Origin of the sequence: Variovorax sp. M-6 (assembly GCF_052114385.1) — a bacterium.
Classification (GTDB): Bacteria; Pseudomonadota; Gammaproteobacteria; order Burkholderiales; family Burkholderiaceae_C; genus Variovorax.
In genome coordinates this window covers 201,893-220,953 of sequence record NZ_JBFREQ010000008.1, presented here as the reverse complement: position 1 = coordinate 220,953, position 19,061 = coordinate 201,893, and the positions used below count along the sequence as shown (strand labels likewise).

The 19,061-nt window shown below is 68.9% G+C and carries 23 protein-coding genes; 4 read left to right on the top strand and 19 right to left on the bottom strand.

What is annotated here, in order from left to right:
* Positions 1–6: 6 nt before the first annotated feature.
* From pcp to AB4Z46_RS12165, 8 genes are all read right to left on the bottom strand, one after another.
* Entirely contained in the window at positions 7–654 is a 648-nt protein-coding gene (gene pcp / locus AB4Z46_RS12200; protein WP_442283752.1) for a pyroglutamyl-peptidase I, read from the bottom strand.
* Positions 651–1,388, bottom strand: coding sequence for a 5-oxoprolinase subunit PxpA (gene pxpA, locus AB4Z46_RS12195; protein WP_442283751.1), 738 nt, complete (start codon positions 1,386–1,388; stop codon positions 651–653). Before pxpA ends, pcp begins: the two co-directional genes overlap by 4 nt.
* Positions 1,378–2,421, bottom strand: coding sequence for a biotin-dependent carboxyltransferase family protein (locus AB4Z46_RS12190; RefSeq protein WP_442283750.1), 1,044 nt, complete (start codon positions 2,419–2,421; stop codon positions 1,378–1,380). Before AB4Z46_RS12190 ends, pxpA begins: the two co-directional genes overlap by 11 nt.
* Entirely contained in the window at positions 2,421–3,080 is a 660-nt protein-coding gene (gene pxpB / locus AB4Z46_RS12185; RefSeq protein WP_442283749.1) for a 5-oxoprolinase subunit PxpB, read from the bottom strand. Before pxpB ends, AB4Z46_RS12190 begins: the two co-directional genes overlap by 1 nt.
* Positions 3,077–3,580 carry a pantetheine-phosphate adenylyltransferase gene (gene coaD, locus AB4Z46_RS12180; RefSeq protein WP_286506056.1) on the bottom strand — a complete coding sequence of 168 codons (504 nt, stop codon included), beginning with the start codon at positions 3,578–3,580 and terminating at the stop codon, positions 3,077–3,079. Before coaD ends, pxpB begins: the two co-directional genes overlap by 4 nt.
* 45 nt (positions 3,581–3,625) lie before the next feature.
* The gene (locus tag AB4Z46_RS12175; protein ID WP_442283748.1) at positions 3,626–4,279 is read right to left on the bottom strand and encodes an RsmD family RNA methyltransferase; all 654 of its coding nucleotides are present in this window, start codon (positions 4,277–4,279) and stop codon (positions 3,626–3,628) included.
* A 61-nt stretch (positions 4,280–4,340) separates the two neighbouring features.
* Positions 4,341–5,684: a M16 family metallopeptidase gene (locus AB4Z46_RS12170; protein ID WP_442283747.1), complete on the bottom strand. Its 1,344-nt coding sequence runs from the start codon at positions 5,682–5,684 to the stop codon at positions 4,341–4,343.
* A gap of 17 nt (positions 5,685–5,701) precedes the next feature.
* Positions 5,702–7,165: a M16 family metallopeptidase gene (locus AB4Z46_RS12165; protein WP_442283746.1), complete on the bottom strand. Its 1,464-nt coding sequence runs from the start codon at positions 7,163–7,165 to the stop codon at positions 5,702–5,704.
* A gap of 29 nt (positions 7,166–7,194) precedes the next feature.
* Here AB4Z46_RS12165 and ftsY point away from each other — a divergent pair, with 29 nt between their 5' ends.
* The 3 genes from ftsY (at position 7,195) to rpoH (ending at position 10,010) form a co-directional block, all read left to right on the top strand.
* Positions 7,195–8,415: a signal recognition particle-docking protein FtsY gene (gene ftsY, locus AB4Z46_RS12160; RefSeq protein WP_442283745.1), complete on the top strand. Its 1,221-nt coding sequence runs from the start codon at positions 7,195–7,197 to the stop codon at positions 8,413–8,415.
* A gap of 80 nt (positions 8,416–8,495) precedes the next feature.
* Complete coding sequence (locus AB4Z46_RS12155) at positions 8,496–8,957, top strand: Mpo1 family 2-hydroxy fatty acid dioxygenase (RefSeq protein ID WP_442283744.1); 462 nt, start codon at positions 8,496–8,498, stop codon at positions 8,955–8,957.
* Positions 8,958–9,071: 114 nt separating this feature from the next.
* Entirely contained in the window at positions 9,072–10,010 is a 939-nt protein-coding gene (gene rpoH / locus AB4Z46_RS12150) for an RNA polymerase sigma factor RpoH (RefSeq protein ID WP_442283743.1), read from the top strand.
* A gap of 159 nt (positions 10,011–10,169) precedes the next feature.
* Here rpoH and AB4Z46_RS12145 read toward each other — a convergent pair whose 3' ends face one another.
* The 6 genes from AB4Z46_RS12145 to AB4Z46_RS12120 are packed head-to-tail and all read right to left on the bottom strand — an operon-like array spanning position 10,170 to position 15,181.
* Positions 10,170–11,003: a DNA alkylation repair protein gene (locus AB4Z46_RS12145; RefSeq protein WP_442283742.1), complete on the bottom strand. Its 834-nt coding sequence runs from the start codon at positions 11,001–11,003 to the stop codon at positions 10,170–10,172.
* 5 nt (positions 11,004–11,008) lie between these two features.
* Positions 11,009–11,614 (bottom strand): SCO family protein, encoded by a 606-nt coding sequence (locus AB4Z46_RS12140; RefSeq protein WP_442283741.1) that lies wholly within the window; start codon positions 11,612–11,614, stop codon positions 11,009–11,011.
* Positions 11,615–11,622: 8 nt separating this feature from the next.
* Positions 11,623–12,528 carry a heme o synthase gene (gene cyoE / locus AB4Z46_RS12135; RefSeq protein ID WP_442283740.1) on the bottom strand — a complete coding sequence of 302 codons (906 nt, stop codon included), beginning with the start codon at positions 12,526–12,528 and terminating at the stop codon, positions 11,623–11,625.
* On the bottom strand, positions 12,525–13,712 hold the full coding sequence (locus tag AB4Z46_RS12130) for a COX15/CtaA family protein (RefSeq protein WP_442283739.1): 1,188 nt from the start codon (positions 13,710–13,712) through the stop codon (positions 12,525–12,527). The genes cyoE and AB4Z46_RS12130 overlap by 4 nt, the downstream gene beginning before the upstream one ends.
* Positions 13,713–13,719: 7 nt before the next feature.
* The gene (locus AB4Z46_RS12125) at positions 13,720–14,445 is read right to left on the bottom strand and encodes an SCO family protein (protein WP_442283738.1); all 726 of its coding nucleotides are present in this window, start codon (positions 14,443–14,445) and stop codon (positions 13,720–13,722) included.
* Positions 14,387–15,181 (bottom strand): SURF1 family protein, encoded by a 795-nt coding sequence (locus AB4Z46_RS12120; RefSeq protein ID WP_442283737.1) that lies wholly within the window; start codon positions 15,179–15,181, stop codon positions 14,387–14,389. The genes AB4Z46_RS12125 and AB4Z46_RS12120 overlap by 59 nt, the downstream gene beginning before the upstream one ends.
* Before the next feature lie 36 nt (positions 15,182–15,217).
* On the opposite strand from AB4Z46_RS12120, the gene AB4Z46_RS12115 reads away from it, so the two are divergent.
* Positions 15,218–15,439, top strand: coding sequence for a twin transmembrane helix small protein (locus AB4Z46_RS12115; RefSeq protein ID WP_442283736.1), 222 nt, complete (start codon positions 15,218–15,220; stop codon positions 15,437–15,439).
* A gap of 71 nt (positions 15,440–15,510) precedes the next feature.
* Here the strand turns inward: AB4Z46_RS12115 and AB4Z46_RS12110 are convergent, their stop codons facing one another.
* From AB4Z46_RS12110 to ctaD, 5 genes are read right to left on the bottom strand one after another with little or no spacing between them, the layout of a single operon-like run.
* The gene (locus AB4Z46_RS12110; protein WP_442283735.1) at positions 15,511–16,392 is read right to left on the bottom strand and encodes a cytochrome c oxidase subunit 3; all 882 of its coding nucleotides are present in this window, start codon (positions 16,390–16,392) and stop codon (positions 15,511–15,513) included.
* Positions 16,393–16,443: 51 nt separating this feature from the next.
* The gene (locus AB4Z46_RS12105) at positions 16,444–16,653 is read right to left on the bottom strand and encodes a DUF2970 domain-containing protein (RefSeq protein WP_442283734.1); all 210 of its coding nucleotides are present in this window, start codon (positions 16,651–16,653) and stop codon (positions 16,444–16,446) included.
* Positions 16,650–17,270 carry a cytochrome c oxidase assembly protein gene (locus AB4Z46_RS12100; protein ID WP_442283733.1) on the bottom strand — a complete coding sequence of 207 codons (621 nt, stop codon included), beginning with the start codon at positions 17,268–17,270 and terminating at the stop codon, positions 16,650–16,652. The genes AB4Z46_RS12105 and AB4Z46_RS12100 overlap by 4 nt, the downstream gene beginning before the upstream one ends.
* An 8-nt stretch (positions 17,271–17,278) precedes the next feature.
* Positions 17,279–17,389, bottom strand: coding sequence for a cytochrome oxidase small assembly protein (locus AB4Z46_RS12095; RefSeq protein WP_262077797.1), 111 nt, complete (start codon positions 17,387–17,389; stop codon positions 17,279–17,281).
* Positions 17,390–17,403: 14 nt separating this feature from the next.
* Positions 17,404–19,041, bottom strand: coding sequence for a cytochrome c oxidase subunit I (gene ctaD / locus AB4Z46_RS12090; RefSeq protein ID WP_442283732.1), 1,638 nt, complete (start codon positions 19,039–19,041; stop codon positions 17,404–17,406).
* Positions 19,042–19,061: the final 20 nt, after the last annotated feature.

Below are 19,061 nucleotides of genomic sequence, written 5' to 3'. Positions count from 1 at the left end.
GCCAGCTCAGTGCAGCTGGCCGCCGCTCTCCCGCACGTCCTCGCGCACCGACAGGGCGGTGGAAATCGCAATGCGCAGCCCGGCGACCACCGTCTCCAGCGCCATGCTGGGCTGCCCCGGCAGCCGCGCCACCTGCTCGGGCAAATAGGGGATGTGGATGAAGCCGCCACGCATCGCCGTCACCGGCCGGGTCGCGATGCGGTGCATCAGGCCGAAGAACAGGTGATTGCAGACGAAGGTCCCGGCCGTGTTCGACACCGCGGCCGGAATGCCGGCGGCCCGCAGGTCGCGCACCATGGCCTTGATCGGCAGGCTCGAAAAATAGGCCGCGGGGGCGCCGGCCACCACGGGCACATCGATCGGCTGGCAGCCGGCGTTGTCGCAGATGCGGCCGTCGTCGATGTTGATCGCCACGCGCTCGGGCGTGATCTCGCTGCGGCCGCCGGCCTGGCCGATGGCCAGCACCAGTTGCGGCTGCAGCTCGTCGATCGCGGCGTCGAGTTCGCGCAGGGCGGTCGCGAACACGCACGAGATGCGCCGCGCATGCACCACGCCGCCCTCGAGGCGCCAGCCGTCGAGCGCGCGCACGGCCTCCCAGGAGGGATTGATCGGCTCTTGCTCGAAGGGCTCGAAGCCGGTCAGCAGAACCTTCATGTCGCCGCGACCTCGATGCCTTCGGCCGCGAGGCGCTCGCGGATGCGGCGCGCGAAGGCCAGCGCGTGCGGGCCGTCGCCATGCAGGCAGACGGTCTGCGCATTGACCGCGACCGTGCTGCCGTCGATCGCGCGGACCCGATGGTCGCGCACCAGCGACAGCGTCTGCGCCAGCGACTGCTCTTCGTCGTCGATCAGCGCACCGGGCTGGCTGCGCGGCACCAGGCTGCCGTCGGGCATGTAGCCGCGGTCGGCGAAGACCTCTTCCACAGGCACCAGGCCAGCGCGCTCGGCGGCGCCGATCATGCCGCTGCCGGCGAGCCCGAAGTAGCGCAGCGAGGGATCGAAGCGGCGCACCGCCTCGCAGATCGCCTCGGCCAGCGCCGGCTCCTTGACCGCCTGGTTGTAGAGCGCGCCGTGCGGCTTGACGTGCGCCAGCGTACCGCCTTCGGCCTTGACGATCGCCGCCAGGGCGCCGATCTGGTAGAGCACGCCGGCGACGATCTCGTCGGGCGGCAGGTTCATGGTGCTGCGGCCGAAGTTCTCGCGGTCCGGGAAGCTCGGATGGGCGCCGATCGCGACGCCGTTGGCGATCGCCCAGCGCACGCACTGCTGCATGGTGCGGGCGTCGCCGGCGTGCCAGCCGCAGGCGATGTTGGCCGAGCTGACCAGGCCCAGCAGCGCCTCGTCGTTGTCGCATCCTTCGCCGAGGTCGGCGTTGAGGTCAATCCGCATCGTGTTCCCCTTCGGCAAGATTCTGCGCCGGCGCCATCCAGCCTGCGGACACCAGGCCTTGTGCCACCTGCGCGAGGTAGCGCTGGCGCTCGTCCCAGGCCGCGAGCGCCGCCGCCGATTCCACCTGCTGCAGCCGAAGCCGGCCGTTGAGCGGGGCCTGGGCGAGCTTCCAGAGATCGGCGCGGATCACCACGCCGATGCGCGGATAGCCGCCGGTGGTCTGGGCGTCGCCCATCAGAATGATCGGCTGCCCCGAGGGCGGCACCTGGATCGTGCCGGGGATCACGCCCGACGACAGCATGTCGGCGGCGCGCCGGGTCTTGAGTTCGAAGCCTTCGAGGCGGCTGCCCATGCGGTTGCTCTGCGGCGTGATGCGCCAGGGCCCGCGCCACAGCGCCTCGCGCGAAGCGATCGTGAACTGCTCGAACTCGGGGCCCGCCATCACGCGCAGCACGGTCGCGCGATCGTCGCCGTCCGGGCTCGCATCGGGCCCGCGCACGCCGAAGGGGCGCCGCGACAGACGCTGCGCGTCCAGCAGCGGTGCGCCGAGCATCAGCCTGTCGCCCTTCTTGAGCGCCCGCCCCTGATGGCCGCCGAAGCCGGCCTTCAGGTCGGTGCTGCGCGAACCGAGAATCACCGGCACGTCGATGCCCCCGGCGACCGCCAGCCAGGTGCGCAGCCCCGCCTTGAGGGTCGACCGATTGGCACCCGCCAGCTTGAGCACCTGCCCCGCCGCCACCGGCACGCTCCAGCAAGGCCACAGCGCAACGCCATCGAGCGCGGCGCCGAAGTCGTCGCCGGCGATCGCGATGCGCGTCGCGGTCTCGAAGCGAATCTCGCAGCTGCCCATCGTGAGTTCGAGCCCGGCTGCCCCGTCCGGGTTGCCGACCAGCCGGTTGGCGAGGGTCAGCGCCAGGGTATCGAGCGCTCCGCCCGGACAGATGCCCAGCTGCCGATGGCCAGGACGGCCGAGGTCCTGCACCGAGGCCAGCATGCCCGGCCGCAGGACCGTGAGCCCGGCGCTGGCCGCCATCAAGCCTCCATGCTCTCGACCACGAAGCGCACCCGGTCACCGGGCCGCAGCAGGGTCGGCTCGGCCGCGCGCGGGTCGAACATCTCGAGCGAGGTGCGGCCGATCAGTTGCCACCCGCCTGGAGAGACCAGCGGATAGATGCCGGTTTGCTCGCCGCCGATGCCGACCGATCGCGCCGGCACCGCCACCCGCGGTTCGGCACGCCGCGGCGTCGCCAGCTCCGGCGCGAGGCCGCCCATGAACGCGAAACCGGGCAGGAAGCCCAGCAGGTAGACCACGTAGTCACCCGCGCTATGGCGCCGTACGACCTCGGCCGGAGAGAGTCCCGTGTGCCTGGCGACATCGCCGAGATCGGGTCCGGACTCGCCGCCGTAGGCGACCGGAATCTCGATGCGCCGACCCTGGATCCCGGCCGCGGCCAGTTGCGGCCAGGCCGACAGCACCTGCATCTCGAGCTCGACGGCATCGATCTGTGCCGGATCGAACAGCAGGCTCAGGTTGTTCATGCCGGGCAGCACCTCGTGCACGCCGTGCCACTGCAAGGCCTCGGTCGCCAGCGCCCAGATCCGCTGTTGCTGCGCCAGCGTCGCCGGCGCAGGCAACTCGCACAGCAGCGCCGCCTCGCCCAGCGCATGCAGCCGGGGCGGCGCCGCGCTCATTCGCGGCCGAGGCTGCGGACCTTGGCGAGCAGGCTGTCCTGGACGTTGGGCGAGACGAACTTGTCCACTTCGCCGCCCAGCATCGCGATCTCGCGCACGAAGGTGCTCGAGATGAACTGGTACTTGTCGCTGGGGGTCAGGAACACGGTCTCGACCTCGGGCATCAGCGAGCGGTTCATGCCGGCGAGCTGGAACTCGTAGTCGAAGTCGGTCACGGCGCGCAGGCCGCGCACCATCGCCTTGCCGCCGCGGGCGACCACGAAGTCGCGCAACAGGCCCGAGAAGCTCTCGACCGTCACCTGGTCGCTGTAGGGCTTGACCGCATCGCGCGCCATGTCGATGCGCTCCTGCAGCGTGAACAGCGCCTTCTTGTGGTGGCCCGCCGCCACCGCGACGATGACCCGCGAAAACAGCTGGGTGGCCCGCCGCACCACGTCCTCGTGGCCTAGTGTCATGGGGTCGAAGGTGCCGGGATATACCGCGATCACGTTGCTGGACATGCTTGCTTCCTCCTGATTCGGCCGCTGGTGGCTCGGTTCGGCGGATTATGCAGCGACGCTCGCCGCGGGCTGGAGAAGATGGGCGTGCACCGCGCCGGCCTTTAGGTAGCGGTACGCCACGAGCCCGAGGGCGGCGAGTTCGTCGTCGCTCCAGCGCCGCGCCGCCTCGAGATAGACCACGCCCTCGGGGCGCAGGGCCCGCGCCGCCGCGCGCAGGGCTGGTTCGTACAGGGCCGGGTTCTCGAACGGCGGGTCCAGGAACACCGCATGCAGGCTGCCGGCGGGCACGCGCTCCAGCGCCGTGACGCCGTTGCCGCGCTCGACGCGCACCGCGTCGGCGCCGAGCTTGGTCTTCAGGGTCAGCAACTGGGCGACCAGGGCCGGGTCCTGCTCGCACAGCAGCACCGAGCCGGCGCCGCGCGAAGCGGCCTCGAGGCCGATCGCGCCGGTGCCGGCAAAGGCATCGACGCATTGCCAGCCCGGCAGCTCGCCGCCGCCCACGCCGGCAAGGCTGGCGAGCCAGTTGAAGAGGGTTTCACGCACCCGGTCGGGTGTCGGCCGGAGGCCGGGTTTGTCGGCGACCGCAAGGCGGGTTCGCTTCCATTGGCCGCCGATGATGCGGACGAAATGGGGCGCCTTGGCGAGCTTGCTCTGCTTGGCCGGCGCGGCGGGAGCGGGTGTTCTGGGCTTCGGTTTCACACCCGGGAGCTTAACGGCTGGCGCCCGGCCGGGACCTCGGCCGTCGCCGGGCCTTGTCCCATCAGGGTTTGCCGCCCACGACCACGGTCACCATCTTCTCCGGCTGCAGCTTGCGGGCGAATGCGGCCTTGATGTCGGACTGCGTGATCGCGTTCATGCGCGCGGTCCAGGTGTCGAGATAGTCGAGCGGCAGGTCGTTCCAGGCGATGTTCGAGACATTGCCCAGCAGCTTGCGGTTGCTGTCCAGCAGCAGCGGAAAGCCGCCGATCAGGTTGTCCTTGGCGGCCTTGAGTTCGGCCGCGGTCGGGCCCTCGGCGACGAACTTCGCCAGCACATCGTTCGAGACCTTCACCGCTTCGGCGGCCTGGTCGGGCCGGGTCTGGAAGCCGATGCGGAACGCGCCCGCATGCAGCGCCGGCGAGAAGGTGCTGTAGACGCTGTAGGCCAGCCCGCGCTTCTCGCGCACCTCCTCGGTCAGGCGCGAGACGAAGCCGCCGCCGCCGAGCACGTAGTTGCCCAGCGTCAGCGCGAAGTGGTCCGGGTCGGCGCGGCGGTAGCCGGGCTGGCCGATCAGCACGTGCGCCTGGGCCGAATCGAAGGGAATGCGCTCGTCCTTCGGCGCCGCCAGCGGCTGCACTTCGGGCACGGCCGGCAACTCGGCGCAGGCGCCCCCCGCGGGCAGCCGCGACAGCAGCGTGGCGGCGATGCCGTCGGCCTGCGCGCGCGTGACCGCGCCGACGATGCTGACCTTGGCGCGGCAGGGCACGACCAGGCGCTCGTAGCGCGCGCGCATGGCCGCGACGTCGATCTGCGCCAGCGTGGCTTCGGTGGTCTCGAGACCATAGGGATGCGAGCCGTAGACGCCTTGCGCGAAGGCCCGTTCGACCCGGGTCGAAGGCTTGGTGTTGGCCTCCCGGATCGAGGCGCTGAGTCGCTCGCGCTCGCGCTTCCACACGTCCTCGGGGAACGCCGGCTCGCCGATCTCGCGGGCGGCGAGCCGCACCGCCTTGTCGAGCAGCACCGGATCGGACAGCGTGCGCAGGGTGAAGCTGGTGCGGTCGGAGCCGGCACCGGCGTCGAAGCTGGCGCCGAGATCGGCCCAGGCCTCGCCCAGCGCGTTCTGGTCCAGCGCCGGTTCATTTCCGTTCGCGCGGATGCCTTTCTCGACCATCGCCGCGGTCACCGAGGCCAGGCCGGCCTGGGCCGGCGGATCGCGCCGGCCGCCGGCGTCGAAGTCGACCTGGACGTCGACGATCGGCAGTGCGTTGGTGGCGGCCAGGTAGACCTTGGCACCGCTGGGCAGGCTCCAGTGCTGGATCGGGATGGCGGCCTGGGCGGCCGCGCCGAAGAAGATGACGGCGCCGGCCAGGAAGGCGCGCAGCGCAAAGTCTCGGGATTCGAACATGGGCATGCAGCCTTCTTTCAACGCAGCTCGCCCGCAGGCGGTGCAAAACCGCGTGGGCGGCGGTTGGGTTCAGTCGGCAGAGGCCGCAGGGTGGCGGCCGTCATCTGGTCGTCGCCGAAGTACTTCGCGGCCACCGCCTGCACCTGCTCGGCCGTGACCGCCTGCAGCTTGGCGATGATCCGTTCGCTGGCGTCCAGCGGCAGGCCCTGCACCCAGTTGCTGCCGAGCTCGCGCGCCTGCGCCATCACCGAATCGAGCTTGTAGGTTTCGCTGGCCACCCACTGGGTCTTGACGCGGGCCAGTTCGGCCGCGCCAACGCCTTCGCGCGCCACCTTCGCGACCTCCGCGCGCAGCGCCGCCTCCACCGCCTCGGGGGTCTTGCCTGCCGCCGGGACGCCGTCGAGCACGAACAGCTGCGGCCCGCGGCCGACGAAGCCGCCATAGGCACCGGCCGAATCGGCCACGCGGTCCGGCCCCTGCGTCAGCGCGCGGTCGAGCCGGGCGCCGGGATAGCCGTCGAGCAGGGCCGAAAGCACCACCAGCGCATAGGCATCGCTCTCCGCGGCGCCGTCGAAGCCGTCGCCGGTCCCGATCTGCGGCGTGCGGAAGGCCAGCGACACATAGGCCTGCTCCGCCGGCGCCTTGAATTCGACGCGGCGCACGCCGCGCTGCGCGGGCTCGGTGCGCGGCTTGCGCTGCGGCACCGCGCGCGCCGGGATCGAGCCGTAGTACTTCTCGGCCAGGGCGCGCACCTTGGCCACATCGACGTCGCCCGCGACCACGATCGCGGCGTTGGCCGGAACGTACCAGGCCTGGAAGAAGGCGCGGGCATCGGCCGGCGTCATCGACTCCAGGTCGCTCATCCAGCCGACCACCGGGCGGTGGTAGGGCGAGGCGGTGAAGACCGCGGCGTTCTGCTGTTCGCCGAGCAGCGCGCGCGGCTGGTCGTCGGTGCGCATGCGGCGCTCTTCCTTGACGACCTCGATCTCGCGCTTGAACTCGTCGTCGGGCCACTGGTTGCTGGCGAAGCGGTCGGATTCCAGCTTCATGACCTGCTCCAGCTGCTCGGCCGGAATCTGCTGGTAGTAGCCGGTGTAGTCGCGGGTGGTGAAGGCGTTCTCGCGCCCTCCCAACGCGGCCACGCGGCGCGAGAACTCGCCGGGCTTCAGGTTCTTGCTGCCCTTGAACATCATGTGCTCGAGCACGTGTGCGACGCCCGAGGTGCCGTCGACCTCGTCCATCGACCCGACCCGGACCCAGAGCATCTGGACCGCGGTCGGGGCTCGCCGGTCGGGCTTGACGATCAGGGTCATGCCATTGGAGAGCGTGAACTGCTGGGCCGGGACCGGCGCGGTCGCGGCGGTGGAAGGAGCGGTGGGCGCGGGGGCGTTCTGGGCCAGCGCGGGCAGGCCAGCCAGCGCCATCAGCACCGAAGCCAGCACCGCACCCGACGCAGCGCGGCGTGGCAAGGGGTGTTTCATAGAATGGCTCGGATTGTAAAAAGCGCCCAATGTTCAGTTTCTTCAAGAAAAAACCTGCGGTCGAGAGCCCGGCGCCGGTTCCCGAGCCTGCGGCCCCGCCGGCCGAAATGCCAGCGGCAGCCCCGAAATCGGTCTTTTCGCCCTCCAGCTGGTTCGGCGGAAAGCCCGCGCCGGCCGAGCCGCCGGCGGCTGCGCCGGCCCCCGTGGTGGCACCTGCACCCGCACCCGTGGCCGCGCCGGCGCCGATGGCCCCCGCCCCCGCACCGGTGGCTGTGCCTGTGCCGGTGGCGCCCCCTCCTCCCGTGGCGGCGCCGCTTCCGGCGCCGGCCCCGGCACCTGGGCCCCCTCCCGAACGCAGCGGCTGGCTCGGCAAGCTGCGCAACGGCCTGCGCAAGACCGGCAACAGCATCACCGCCGCCTTCGTCAACGCGCAGATCGACGATGCGCTCTACGAGGAACTGGAGGAAGCGCTGCTGATGGCCGATACCGGCGTCAAGGCCACCGAACACCTGCTCGAGGACCTGCGCCGCCGCGTCAAGAGCCAGATGGCGACCGACGCCGCGCAGGTCAAGCTGCTGCTGGCCGACGCGATCACCGACCTGCTGCGGCCGCTCGAGAAATCGCTGGTGATCGGCGAGCACACGCCGACCGTGATCATGGTCGCCGGCGTCAACGGCGCCGGCAAGACCACCTCGATCGGCAAGCTGACCAAGCACCTGGCCAACGAAGGCGCCTCGGTGCTGCTGGCCGCGGCCGACACCTTCCGGGCCGCGGCGCGCGAGCAGCTGCTGGTCTGGGCCGACCGCAACACGGTCGAGATCGTGAGCCAGGAAGGCGGCGACCCGGCCGCCGTGAGCTTCGATGCGGTCAACGCCGGCAAGGCGCGCGGCAAGGACGTGGTGCTGGTCGACACCGCCGGCCGGCTGCCGACCCAGATCCACCTGATGGACGAGCTCAAGAAGATCAAGCGGGTCGTCAACCGGGCCGACCCGACGGCGCCGCACGAGGTGCTGCTGGTGATCGACGGCAACACCGGCCAGAACGCGCTGGCGCAGGTCAAGTCCTTCGACGAGGCGCTGGGCCTGACCGGGCTGGTCGTGACCAAGCTCGACGGCACCGCCAAGGGCGGCGTGCTGTGCGCGATCGCGCGCGAACGGCCGATCCCGGTCTATTTCGTCGGCGTCGGCGAGAAGCTCGAAGACCTGGAAACCTTCGACGCCCGCGAATTCGCCCAGGCATTGCTCGGATAGCGCTCCGGCGGCCGTTTGTGCGCCGGAGGGTGCTCTGGCATCATGGTCGGAGCCCGCCAAGAGGCCGCCAGGAGACCCGCATGAACACCGCTGCCGCCCCCCTCGCAGGCGCCGACCGCAAGGTCGACCGCCTGCTCGCCCACTACGGCGAGAGCCACCGCCACCCGACCAACGAGGCGATCCACATGGTCGCCATCCCGGCGATCATGCTGAGCATCGTGGGGCTGCTGTTCGCGCTGCATCCCTGGGCGGCCTACGTCTTCGTGGCGGCCAGCCTGGTCTACTACGCGACGCTGCGCTCCCCGGCCTTCCTCGCAACCATGCTGGTCGGCACAGTCGCCCTGCTGGCGCTGGTGCATGCGATGGGCGATCTTGTTTTGCCGGTGTCCGCCGTCATCTTCGTGGTGGCCTGGATCTTCCAGTTCATCGGCCACAAGATCGAAGGCCGGAAACCTTCTTTCTTCGAGGACATCCAATACCTCTGGGTCGGCCCGCTGTTCGTGCTGTCCAGGCTTTTCGAGCGTCTCGGCCTCCGCTGGTAGGCCCGGAAGCCTGCAACCCAGGCTATCGACCCCATAGAAAATAAGGGGGAACCCTTGCCTTAGCACTCCCTCTAACCGAGTGCTAATATGGCCATGAAAGAAGGAGTTTCCCGAATGACAACACTGTCTGGAGCCTCTGCCAACCAGCTCGCCGTCGCCAACCCCTGGTCGATGGTGCCGCCGCTGGGTAACTTGGACGCCTACATCTCGGCAGCCAACCGCCTGCCTTTGCTGACGCTCGAAGAGGAGCAGGGCTTCGCGCGCAAGCTGCGCGACAACAACGACCTCGAAGCCGCCGGTGCGCTCATCTTGTCGCATCTTCGCCTTGTCGTCTCTATCTCCCGCCAATATCTGGGCTACGGCCTGCCGCACGGCGACCTGATCCAGGAAGGCAATGTCGGCCTCATGAAGGCCGTCAAGCGCTTCGATCCCGACCAGGGCGTCCGGCTGGTGAGCTACGCCATGCACTGGATCAAGGCCGAGATCCACGAGTACATCCTGAAGAACTGGCGCATGGTCAAGGTCGCGACGACCAAGGCCCAGCGCAAGCTGTTCTTCAATCTGCGCTCGATGAAGCAGGGTTTCAAGGCCGATTCGGCCGCCGTCGATGGTGGCACCCACCGCGAGACGCTGAGCCCGGACGAGGTTTCGCAGATGGCCACCCGGCTCAACGTGAAGCCCGAGGAAGTGATCGAGATGGAAACCCGGCTCTCGGGTGGCGACGTGCTGCTCGATCCGAGCCCGTCGGATGACGGCGACGACGGTTTCGGCCCGATCGCCTATCTGGCCGACGCCACGCAGGAGCCGACCGCGCAGCTCGAATCGCGGCAGCGCGACCGGCTGTCGACCGACGGCATCTCGACCGCGCTGGAAGCCCTGGACGAGCGCAGCCGCCGTATCGTCGAGGAGCGCTGGCTCAAGGTCAACGACGACGGCTCGGGCGGAATGACGCTGCACGACCTGGCTGCGGTCTACGGCGTGAGCGCCGAGCGCATTCGCCAGATCGAGGTGGCGGCGATGAAGAAGATGAAGAAGGCCCTCGCGGAGTTTTGAGCTCACCCCCAGGTTGCCCGCACTTCGTGTCGGGCGCCCACCCCCTGCCGGGGGCAACGCCAGCGGCCCGGCGGAGCCGGTTCCGCGGCGTTTCACGAAGGGGCCTGGCTGCGCCGGCCGTTGAACAAAAAGCAAAAAAACCCCGCTTGCGGGGCTTTTTCATTGGGCTTCGGGTGCGCGCTTCAGGAGCGTCCTCGACGCCCGGCGGGCGATGTAGCGGGTTTCGGCCGAATCGCTTTCGGCCAGCCAGCGCGTGCAGGTGGCCTCGACCCAATCCGGCTGCGTCCGGCTGGCGTCGTTGAGCCAGTTGGCAACCGAGTTCTGCACATAGCGGCTCGGGTCCGACCTGAGCGGCTCCAGCAGCGGCAGGGCCAGCCAGGGCTCGGCCTTGAGGCGCTCGATCTGGGCGCACCAGACGCCGCGAGGCCGAGTCAGTTCGCTGGCGAAGCGGCGGATGTTCGGGTCCGGGTCCGCCGTCCAGGGCTGCAGCCGCTCCAGGGCCTCGGCGAGCGAGCTGATGGTGGCGTCGCGCACCGCCATCCATGCCATCTCGCGCACGCCGAAATGCGGATCCGCCGCAAAGCGTCGGGTGGCCTTCAGCTGCCCGGCCAGCGACAGGCCCGACATCGGGATCCACTGCGTCGCCCAGCAGCGCGCCACGTCGCTCGGATGGGTGGCCAGCCGATGGGCCACCGCGTCGCGCTCGGGGTGCGCGGCCGTGAGGTCGTAGAGCGCCCGCGCGATGTGGCCGTGGCGCTGCATCGGCTTGAAGGCGGCCAGCATCGCGAAGGTGTCGCCCAGGCGTTCGCTGGCCGCGTCGAGCCCGATCTGGGCGGCCACGCTGCGTGCCAGCCGCGGCAGTTCCAGTGCCATGAATTCGTTGAGATTGACGGTCTCGAGCAGGCCTTCGTTGAGTGCCTCCAGCACCTCGGGCGGGATCAGCGCCATGCGGAAGGCGCCCTTGCGCTGCAGCAGGTGATCGACCGAGGCCACGGCGCTCAGGACTTGAGCAGGGCCTGGAGGTCCGCCACCATCGGCGCCACGCCGGCGCCGTAGCGCGCGTAGAGCCGCAGGCGGCCCTGCGGGTCGTAGACGAAGCTGGCGGCCGAGTGGTCCATCGAATAGCTGGTCGGCGTCTTGCCGTCGACCTTCTTGAAGTAGACCTTGAAGTCCTTCGCAAGCGCCGTGAGCTGGTCGGGCGTTGGAATCAGGGCGACGAAGGAAGGGTCGAAGGCGCCCATGTAGGCCTTCATCACTTCCGGCGTGTCGCGTGCCGGGTCGACGGTGACGAACAGCACCTGCAGCTTGTCGCCATTGGCGCCCAACTGCTGCTTGACCTGCGCCATCTCGCTCATCGTGGTCGGGCAGACATCGGGGCACTGGGCATAGCCGAAGAAGAGCACCACCGCCTTGCCCTTGAAATCGGCCAGCGTGCGAGTCTTGCCGTCGGCATCGGTCAGAGAGAAATCCCTGGCGTAGTCGGCACCCGTGATGTCGACCGCATGGAAGCTGGGCTTGGCTTCGGTGCAAGCCGCGAGCTGGACGCCCGCGACCGCGGCGACGCCGGTCCAGGCCAGGGTTTTGAGCAATTGCCGCTTGTTCATGGGTTCGATCATCGGAGGTAGTGGTCGACCAGCAGTGCCGCGAACAGCACGCTCAGGTGGATCAGTGAAAAGCGGAAGGTCTTGCGCGCGAGCGCGTCGGAGTAGTTGCGCCACAGCGCGAAGGCATAGCCGGTGAAGCCGATGCTGACGCCGATCGCGACCACCAGGTAGAGCCAGCCGCTCATCCCGTAGATGAAGGGCATCAGGCAGGCGGCGAAGAGGATGAAGGTGTAGAGCAGCACCTGCAGCCGCGTGAACTCGTTGCCGTGGGTCACGGGCAGCATCGGCAGCCCCGCCTTGCGGTAGTCCTCGACCCGGTAGAGGGCCAGGGCCCAGAAGTGCGGCGGCGTCCACAGGAAGATGATCAGGAACAGGATCAGCGCCTCGGGCCCGACGTCGCCGGTCATCGCGGCCCAGCCCAGCACCGGCGGCATCGCGCCCGACGCGCCGCCGATCACGATGTTCTGCGGCGTCAGCGGCTTCAGGATCACGGTGTAGATCACCGCGTAGCCGACGAAGGTGGCGAAGGTCAGCCACATGGTCAGCGGGTTGACCGTGAACCACAGCAGCGCCGAGCCCGCCGCACACAGTGCCGCCGAGAAGATCAGCGCCTGCCGGTCGCTCAGCTGGCCGCGCGCCGTCGGCCGCCAGGCGGTGCGCTTCATCTTGGCGTCGATGCCCTTCTCGACCAGGCAATTGAAGGCCGCCGCCGCACCGGCGACCAGCCAGATGCCGAGGCAGGCCAGCGCGCCCTGCTGCAGGTCGGCCCAGGTCGGCACGCCGGGCACCGCGAGCACCATGCCGATCAGGGCGCAGAAGACGATCAGTTGAACCACGCGCGGCTTGGTGAGCGCATAGAACTGGCGCAGCACGCTGGCGGTGGTCGGGGCGGGAACAGACACGGGGGCGCTCATCGGGCCACCTCCATTTTGGGAACACGGGCGCCGGCGCCGGCCGCACTGCGGGCGCCCTCGCGACGGCTTTCGCACAAGGTCCAGGTCAGCACCACCGCAAGCGCCGCGGCGCCGCCGGTGTGCAGCAGCGCCGCCGCGAGCGGCCAGCCGAGCAGTACGTTGCCGAGGCCGCTGGCGAGCTGCAGCAGCGCCAGCACGGCGAGCCAGCGCGCCTGGGCGCGCAGCGGCTCGATGCGATACAGGCGCCAGGCCAGCAGGCCGATGGCGGCGAACACGACGTAGGCCATCAGGCGGTGCACGTAGTGAATGGCGGTGAGCGCGGCAAAGTCGATCGGGGCGCCGGCGGCGGTCTCGCCGAGATGGCGCCAGATCTCGAAGCCCTGGGCGAAGTCCATGGGCGGCCACCAGCTGTCCTGGCAGGTCGGGAACTCGGTGCAGGCCAGCACCGCATAGTTGGTGCTGACCCAGCCGCCCAGGGCGATCTGCAGGCCCAGCAGCGCGGTGGTGGCGACCAGCAGCGTGCGCAGGCCCGACCGCAGGGCCGTGGGCAGGCGCTGCAGCGCCGCCTGCTGGTAGCGCACGGCCTGGATGCAGAGCAGCGCCAGCAGCACCACGGCGCCCAGCAGGTGCAGCGTGACGATCGCGGGGAAGAGCTTCCAGGTCACGGTCATCGCACCGAAGGCGCCCTGCAGGCAGACCCAGGCCAGCGTGGCGGCGGGCCACCAGGCGCTCAAAGCCCGCTCGCCGCGATGGTCGGGCAGGCGCTGACGCCGGCGTGCGACCCAGGTCGCGATCGCCAGCACCAGGATCAGGAAGCCCACACCGGTGGCCAGGTAGCGATGGACCATCTCGACCCAGGCCTTGCTGTGCGTCACCGGCCCGGTCGGCTGCGCGGCCTGCGCCATCGCGATGTCGTGGCGCGCGCCGAGCGGGCTGGCATTGCCGTAGCAGCCGGGCCAGTCGGGGCAGCCCAGGCCCGAGTCGCTCAGCCGGGTGAAGGCGCCGAACAGCGTCAGATCGAAGGTCAGGAACAAGGCGAGCACGGTCAAGGCATGCAGCCGGCGCGCGGCACCGGCGCCGGCGTTGCGCCGCCAGACCCAGATCAAGGGCCCCAGGGCCAGCAGCACGCCGACCGCCAGCAGCCAGGCGATCGGCTTGAGGTCGTAGAGCGAGGTCGTGTCCATGGCGGGATCAGCGGCCGGCGTCGTCCCAGGACGAGGAGGCGCGCAACAGCCGGTCGAGATCGCGCTTGCCGCGGCTGGCGCCACCGGCGTCCATGCGGGCCGGGAAGCGCATCATGAGGTTGCCCATCGGGTCGACCACGAAGAGGTGCTCGGCCGGCACGTGGCCCGCGCTCGCGGGCAGCCACTTCGCGATCTCGGCGGCCGGCAGGCGCAGCACGGTCGCGCCGCGCAGGCCGTTGGCCAGGCGCTCGGGCAGCGGTTGCGCATCGCTGACCAGCCAGACGCGGTCGAGCCGGTCTTTTTCGCGCCCCAGGCTCTCGCGCAGCTGGCGCTGCAGGTAGAGCTGCTGTTCGCACAAGGCGTCGCAGGCCGCATCGGCCACGGACAGCAGCAGCCACTGGCCCTTGAGCGACGGCAGCCGGACCGTCTTGCCGTCCGGCTGCGTGCCCTCGATGTTCGGCAGCGGCCGCTGCGGATCGATCAGCTCGCCGTAGACGCTGCGGCCCTCGGGACGCACGACGTAGTAGGTGAAGTAGGAGGCGATCACCGGTGCCGCGCAGCACAGCAGCACGAAGATCATCTTCCAGCGGCCCTGGACCGTGCGCCGGCCCTCGGCGCCCGCGAGCGCCTGGCGCGGCGACGGCATCGAGTGCACGGTCAGGCCGAGCGGCTCGTCAGCCACGGCGGGCAAGGCGTGCGCGGCGGAAGGGGGCGATGAATTGGAACCAGACATAGAGGAATACCACGAGGGCCGAGAGGCCGAACCACTGGAATGCATAACCGTAGTGCTTTTCGACACCCAGCGCAGGGGCCGGCCAGTCGCGCTGCAGGCCCTCGGATGCCGGGCCGGTCTGCTGCAGGGAGACGTCGGTCCGCAGGGGCAGACCGGTTTCGGCGCGGAACGCTTCAAGACCGAGATTCTGCCGGATGAGCGAAGACCCCGCGGGCGCTGGCGTCGTCGCGGCGGAATCGGCCTTGCCCAGCTCCAGCAGATGAGCCGGTGGCGGCGCGATCCTGGCGGTCACCTCGACCAGGCCGGCCGGCGTCTCGATCGCCTCGAGCTGGGTCCGGTCGGTGAAGTTGCGCTGGATCCAGCCGCGCTGGATCAGCAGGGTCTGGTCGCTGCCTTCGAGCGCGAAGGGCGTCAGCACGTAGAAGCCCGGCACGCCATGCATCTGGCGGTTGTCGAGGTAGACCGTGTGCGGCGCCAGCCAGAGTCCGTGCAGCCGGACCGGCCGATGCATTTCGGCGCTCGCGTCGCCGAGCGCCAGGAAGGCCTGCTGGTCGAGCGGCGGCAGGTTCTTCTGGGCGTCGATCTCGGCCTGCAGCGCTTCTTTCTGCGCCGCCCGCGACAGCTGCCAGCGGCCCAGCGAGACCGTGGCCGCGAGGGTCAGCAAGGCGACGGCCGTGACGAGCCAGAAGCGGCCGGTGCGCGGGCCGCGAACCGGGTCCGGGGCGCCCGCGTTCAAGGCCGCAGGCGGCGCCGACGGCCGATAATGTGGGTCATGAAATACCTTGTCGCCCTCGCCTTCCTGGGCATCCTGGGCAGTCTCGCGGTGGCGCTGTTCTTCATGTTGAGGGACGGGCGCGACGGCCGCGCCAAGGGCGGCGGCATGGCGCGCGCTCTCACGGTTCGGATCGGACTTTCGGTCGTTTTGTTCCTCTGCGTCCTGCTGGCGTGGAAATTCGGCTACATCCAGCCGGGGGGCCTCCCGGTCGGCAAGTAGGTGATGCTCGTTCCAGGAAAACCATGAAAAAAGCGCCTTGCGGCGCTTTCTTTTTTTGCCGTCGCTGAAGCTCAAAGCCAGTAGACCAGGAAGTACAGACCGAGCCACACGACGTCGACGAAGTGCCAGTACCAGGCGGCGCCCTCGAACCCGAAGTGCCGCTCGGGCGTGAAGTGGCCGCTGCGCAGGCGCAGCGTGATGAAGAACAGCATCAGCATGCCGATGAACACGTGCAGACCGTGGAAGCCCGTGAGCATGAAGAAGGTCGAGCCGTAGGCGCCGGAGCTGAGCTTGAGGTTCAGTTCGGTGTACAGGTGGTAGTACTCGTAGCCCTGGACGCTCAGGAAGGTGAAGCCCAGCAGCACGGTCAGCCACATGAAGCGGATGGTCTGCGCGCGATGGCCGGCACGCAGGGCATGGTGGGCGATGGTCAGCGTGACGCCGGAGCTCAGCAGCAGCGCCGTGTTGATGGTCGGCAGCCAGAACGGGCCGACGGTCTGGAAGGGCTCGACGATGCCGGCCGGCGAACCGGTCGCGCCGACCGCCGCCGTGGGCCACACGGCCTTGAAGTCGGGCCACAGCAGGGCGTTGTCGAGGCTGCCCAGCGCGGGCAGCGCATGGGTGCGCGCCCACCACAGTGCGGTGAAGAAGGCGCCGAAGAACATCACTTCCGAGAAGATGAACCAGCTCATGCTCCAGCGGAACGAGAGGTCGACCTTGTGGCCGTACAGGCCGCCTTCGCTTTCGCGGATCGAGGCGCTGAACCAGACGAAGAGCGTGCCGAGCCAGACGATCATGCCGGCCAGCAGCGACCACATGCCCCACTGGTGGCCGTTGATCCACTGGGCTGCGCCCAGGATGACGAAGAGCAGGCCGGTCGCGGCCATGACCGGGTAGGCCGATGGCCCGGGCACGAAGTAGTAAGGCGTGGTGCCGTGGGTGGTTGAGCTCATATCAGATCCTGGCTTTCTTCTCTCGATTCGACTTCTGTGGGATGTGTGTGTTCAGGTTGCGGCCACCCAGCGCACCAGCAGGATCAGCCCGGTCACGAACAATGCGACGGCGACGAAGGCGACCGCGATGATGTGCAGCGGATTGAGCTTGGCGAGATCGTCCTGGTAGCCGCTCTTCTTGCGGACGCCGAAGAACGACCAGCAGACGGCCCTCACCGTCCGCCACAGCGAGCCCTTGTGCGCGACGTCGGAGGCGCTCACGAGCGCGGCTCCGTGGCCGTGCCATTGGCCGCCACCGGTGCCGGCGGGGTCTTGCCGCCGACCTCGAAGAAGGTGTAGGACAGCGTGATGGTCTTCACGTCCTTGGAGATCTTGGGGTCGATCACGAACGCGACCGGCCACTGCTTCTTCTCGCCCGCGTCGAGCGTGTACTGGTTGAAGCAGAAGCACTCGAGCTTGTTGAAGTAGGGCGCGGCCTGCTGCGGCGCATAGCTCGGGATCGCCTGCGCGGCCATGCGGCGGTTCTGCACGTTCTGGAACTCGTACATCACGGTGTTGAGCTGGCCCGGATGGACCTCCATCGAACGCTGCGCGGGCTTGAAATCCCAGAGGCCGCGGACGTTGGCGTCGAACTCGACCGTGATGGTGCGGCTCATGTCGACCTGGGTGTTGTCGGGCACGCGAACCTTGTCGCCGCCGGTCGCACCGCCCGGGACCTGCAGCTCGGACAGGGCCAGGATGTTGATGCCGGTCATCTCGCAGATGGCGCGGTACATGGGCACCAGCCCATAGCCGAAGGCGAACATGCCGGCCGCGACGACGGCCAGCTTGCCGACCATGCGGACGTTTTCGCGGCGGATGCGTTGACCGATGCCCATACTGCCCTTCAGTGGCCCAGCCAGACCATGCGGACGATGAAGCCGATGAAGAACAGCACGGCGATGGAGGCCAGCGTGAGCCCCATGCGGCGGTTGTTCCTCTTCTGTTCGGGTGTCATGAGGCGCTCGAGCTTCAGCCGATCACGCGGGTCGCCGTCGCGTCCAGCTTCGGTGGGGTTTCGAAGGTGTGGAACGGCGCCGGCGAGGGGACTTCCCACTCGAGGCCTTCGGCGGCTTCCCACGGCTTCTGCGGGGCCTTCTCGCCCTTGCCCATCATCGTGGGCAGCACGATGAAGAAGAAGAAGTACACCTGCGCCAGGCCGAAGGCGAAGGCGCCGACGCTGGCCACCGCATTGAAGTCGGCGAACTGCATCGGGTAGTCGGCATAGCGTCGCGGCATGCCGGCCAGACCCAGGAAGTGCATCGGGAAGAAGGTGATGTTGAAGGAGATCAGCGACCACCAGAAGTGGACCTTGCCGCGGGTCTCGTTGTACATCACGCCGGTCCACTTGGGCGCCCAGTAGTAGTAGCCCGCGAACATCGCGTACAGCGAGCCGGCCACCAGCACGTAGTGGAAGTGGGCGACGACGTAGTAGGTGTCCTGCAGCTGGGTGTCGATCGGCGCGACCGCCAGGATCAGGCCGGTGAAGCCGCCCATGGTGAACACGAAGATGAAGCCGACCGCGAACAGCATCGGCGTCTCGAAGGTCATCGAGCCCTGCCACATGGTGGCGACCCAGTTGAAGATCTTCACGGCCGTGGGCACCGCGATCAGCATGGTCGCGTACATGAAGAACAGCTGGCCGGTGAGCGGCATGCCGGTCGTGAACATGTGGTGTGCCCAGACGATGAACGACAGGATCGCGATCGACGAGGTGGCATACACCATCGAGGCATAGCCGAAGAGCTTCTTGCGCGAAAAGGCCGGGACGATCTGGCTGATGATGCCGAAGGCCGGCAGGATCATGATGTAGACCTCGGGGTGGCCGAAGAACCAGAAGATGTGCTGGTACATCACCGGGTCGCCGCCGCCGGCGGGGTTGAAGAAGCTGGTGCCGAAGTGGCGGTCGGTCAGCGTCATGGTGATGGCGCCGGCGAGCACGGGCATCACGGCGATCAGCAGGTAGGCGGTGATGAGCCAGGTCCAGCAGAACATCGGCATCTTCATCAGCGTCATGCCCGGGGCACGCATGTTGAGGATGGTCACGATGATGTTGATCGAGCCCATGATCGACGAGGCGCCCATGATGTGCATCGCGAAGATGCCGGCGTCCATCGAGGGGCCCATCTGCAGCGTCAGCGGCGCGTAGAGCGTCCAGCCCGCGGCCGGTGCGCCGCCGGGCATGAAGAACGAGCCCACGAGCATGATCGCGGCCGGGATCAGCAGCCAGAAGCTGAAGTTGTTCATGCGCGCGAACGCCATGTCCGACGCGCCGATCTGCAGCGGGATCATCCAGTTCGCGAAGCCCACGAAGGCCGGCATGATGGCGCCGAACACCATGATCAGGCCGTGCATGGTGGTGAACTGGTTGAACAGTTCGGGGTTCACCAGCTGCAGGCCGGGCTGGAACAGCTCGGCGCGGATCAGCAGTGCGAGCACGCCGCCGACCATCAGCATGGTGAACGAGAACAGCAGGTACAGCGTGCCGATGTCCTTGTGGTTGGTCGCGAGCACCCAGCGACGCCAGCCGGTCGGCGCGCCGTGGTGATCGTCGTGATGGTGGTCGTCGTGACCGTGTGCGTGGCCGTGGGGGTCGAGGACTGCGCTCATCTTGGTATTCCTTGCAAACT

What these genes read in the sequence shown, in the direction of transcription:
- pcp (WP_442283752.1), bottom strand. Translation starts at nt 654, where the DNA reads ATGAAGGTTCTGCTGACCGGCTTCGAGCCCTTCGAGCAAGAGCCGATC.
- pxpA (WP_442283751.1), bottom strand. Translation starts at nt 1,388, where the DNA reads ATGCGGATTGACCTCAACGCCGACCTCGGCGAAGGATGCGACAACGAC.
- AB4Z46_RS12190 (WP_442283750.1), bottom strand. Translation starts at nt 2,421, where the DNA reads ATGGCGGCCAGCGCCGGGCTCACGGTCCTGCGGCCGGGCATGCTGGCC.
- pxpB (WP_442283749.1), bottom strand. Translation starts at nt 3,080, where the DNA reads ATGAGCGCGGCGCCGCCCCGGCTGCATGCGCTGGGCGAGGCGGCGCTG.
- coaD (WP_286506056.1), bottom strand. Translation starts at nt 3,580, where the DNA reads ATGTCCAGCAACGTGATCGCGGTATATCCCGGCACCTTCGACCCCATG.
- AB4Z46_RS12170 (WP_442283747.1), bottom strand. Translation starts at nt 5,684, where the DNA reads ATGTTCGAATCCCGAGACTTTGCGCTGCGCGCCTTCCTGGCCGGCGCC.
- AB4Z46_RS12165 (WP_442283746.1), bottom strand. Translation starts at nt 7,165, where the DNA reads ATGAAACACCCCTTGCCACGCCGCGCTGCGTCGGGTGCGGTGCTGGCT.
- ftsY (WP_442283745.1), top strand. Translation starts at nt 7,195, where the DNA reads ATGTTCAGTTTCTTCAAGAAAAAACCTGCGGTCGAGAGCCCGGCGCCG.
- AB4Z46_RS12155 (WP_442283744.1), top strand. Translation starts at nt 8,496, where the DNA reads ATGAACACCGCTGCCGCCCCCCTCGCAGGCGCCGACCGCAAGGTCGAC.
- rpoH (WP_442283743.1), top strand. Translation starts at nt 9,072, where the DNA reads ATGACAACACTGTCTGGAGCCTCTGCCAACCAGCTCGCCGTCGCCAAC.
- AB4Z46_RS12140 (WP_442283741.1), bottom strand. Translation starts at nt 11,614, where the DNA reads ATGAACAAGCGGCAATTGCTCAAAACCCTGGCCTGGACCGGCGTCGCC.
- cyoE (WP_442283740.1), bottom strand. Translation starts at nt 12,528, where the DNA reads ATGAGCGCCCCCGTGTCTGTTCCCGCCCCGACCACCGCCAGCGTGCTG.
- AB4Z46_RS12130 (WP_442283739.1), bottom strand. Translation starts at nt 13,712, where the DNA reads ATGGACACGACCTCGCTCTACGACCTCAAGCCGATCGCCTGGCTGCTG.
- AB4Z46_RS12125 (WP_442283738.1), bottom strand. Translation starts at nt 14,445, where the DNA reads ATGTCTGGTTCCAATTCATCGCCCCCTTCCGCCGCGCACGCCTTGCCC.
- AB4Z46_RS12115 (WP_442283736.1), top strand. Translation starts at nt 15,218, where the DNA reads ATGAAATACCTTGTCGCCCTCGCCTTCCTGGGCATCCTGGGCAGTCTC.
- AB4Z46_RS12110 (WP_442283735.1), bottom strand. Translation starts at nt 16,392, where the DNA reads ATGAGCTCAACCACCCACGGCACCACGCCTTACTACTTCGTGCCCGGG.
- AB4Z46_RS12100 (WP_442283733.1), bottom strand. Translation starts at nt 17,270, where the DNA reads ATGGGCATCGGTCAACGCATCCGCCGCGAAAACGTCCGCATGGTCGGC.
- AB4Z46_RS12095 (WP_262077797.1), bottom strand. Translation starts at nt 17,389, where the DNA reads ATGACACCCGAACAGAAGAGGAACAACCGCCGCATGGGGCTCACGCTG.
- ctaD (WP_442283732.1), bottom strand. Translation starts at nt 19,041, where the DNA reads ATGAGCGCAGTCCTCGACCCCCACGGCCACGCACACGGTCACGACGAC.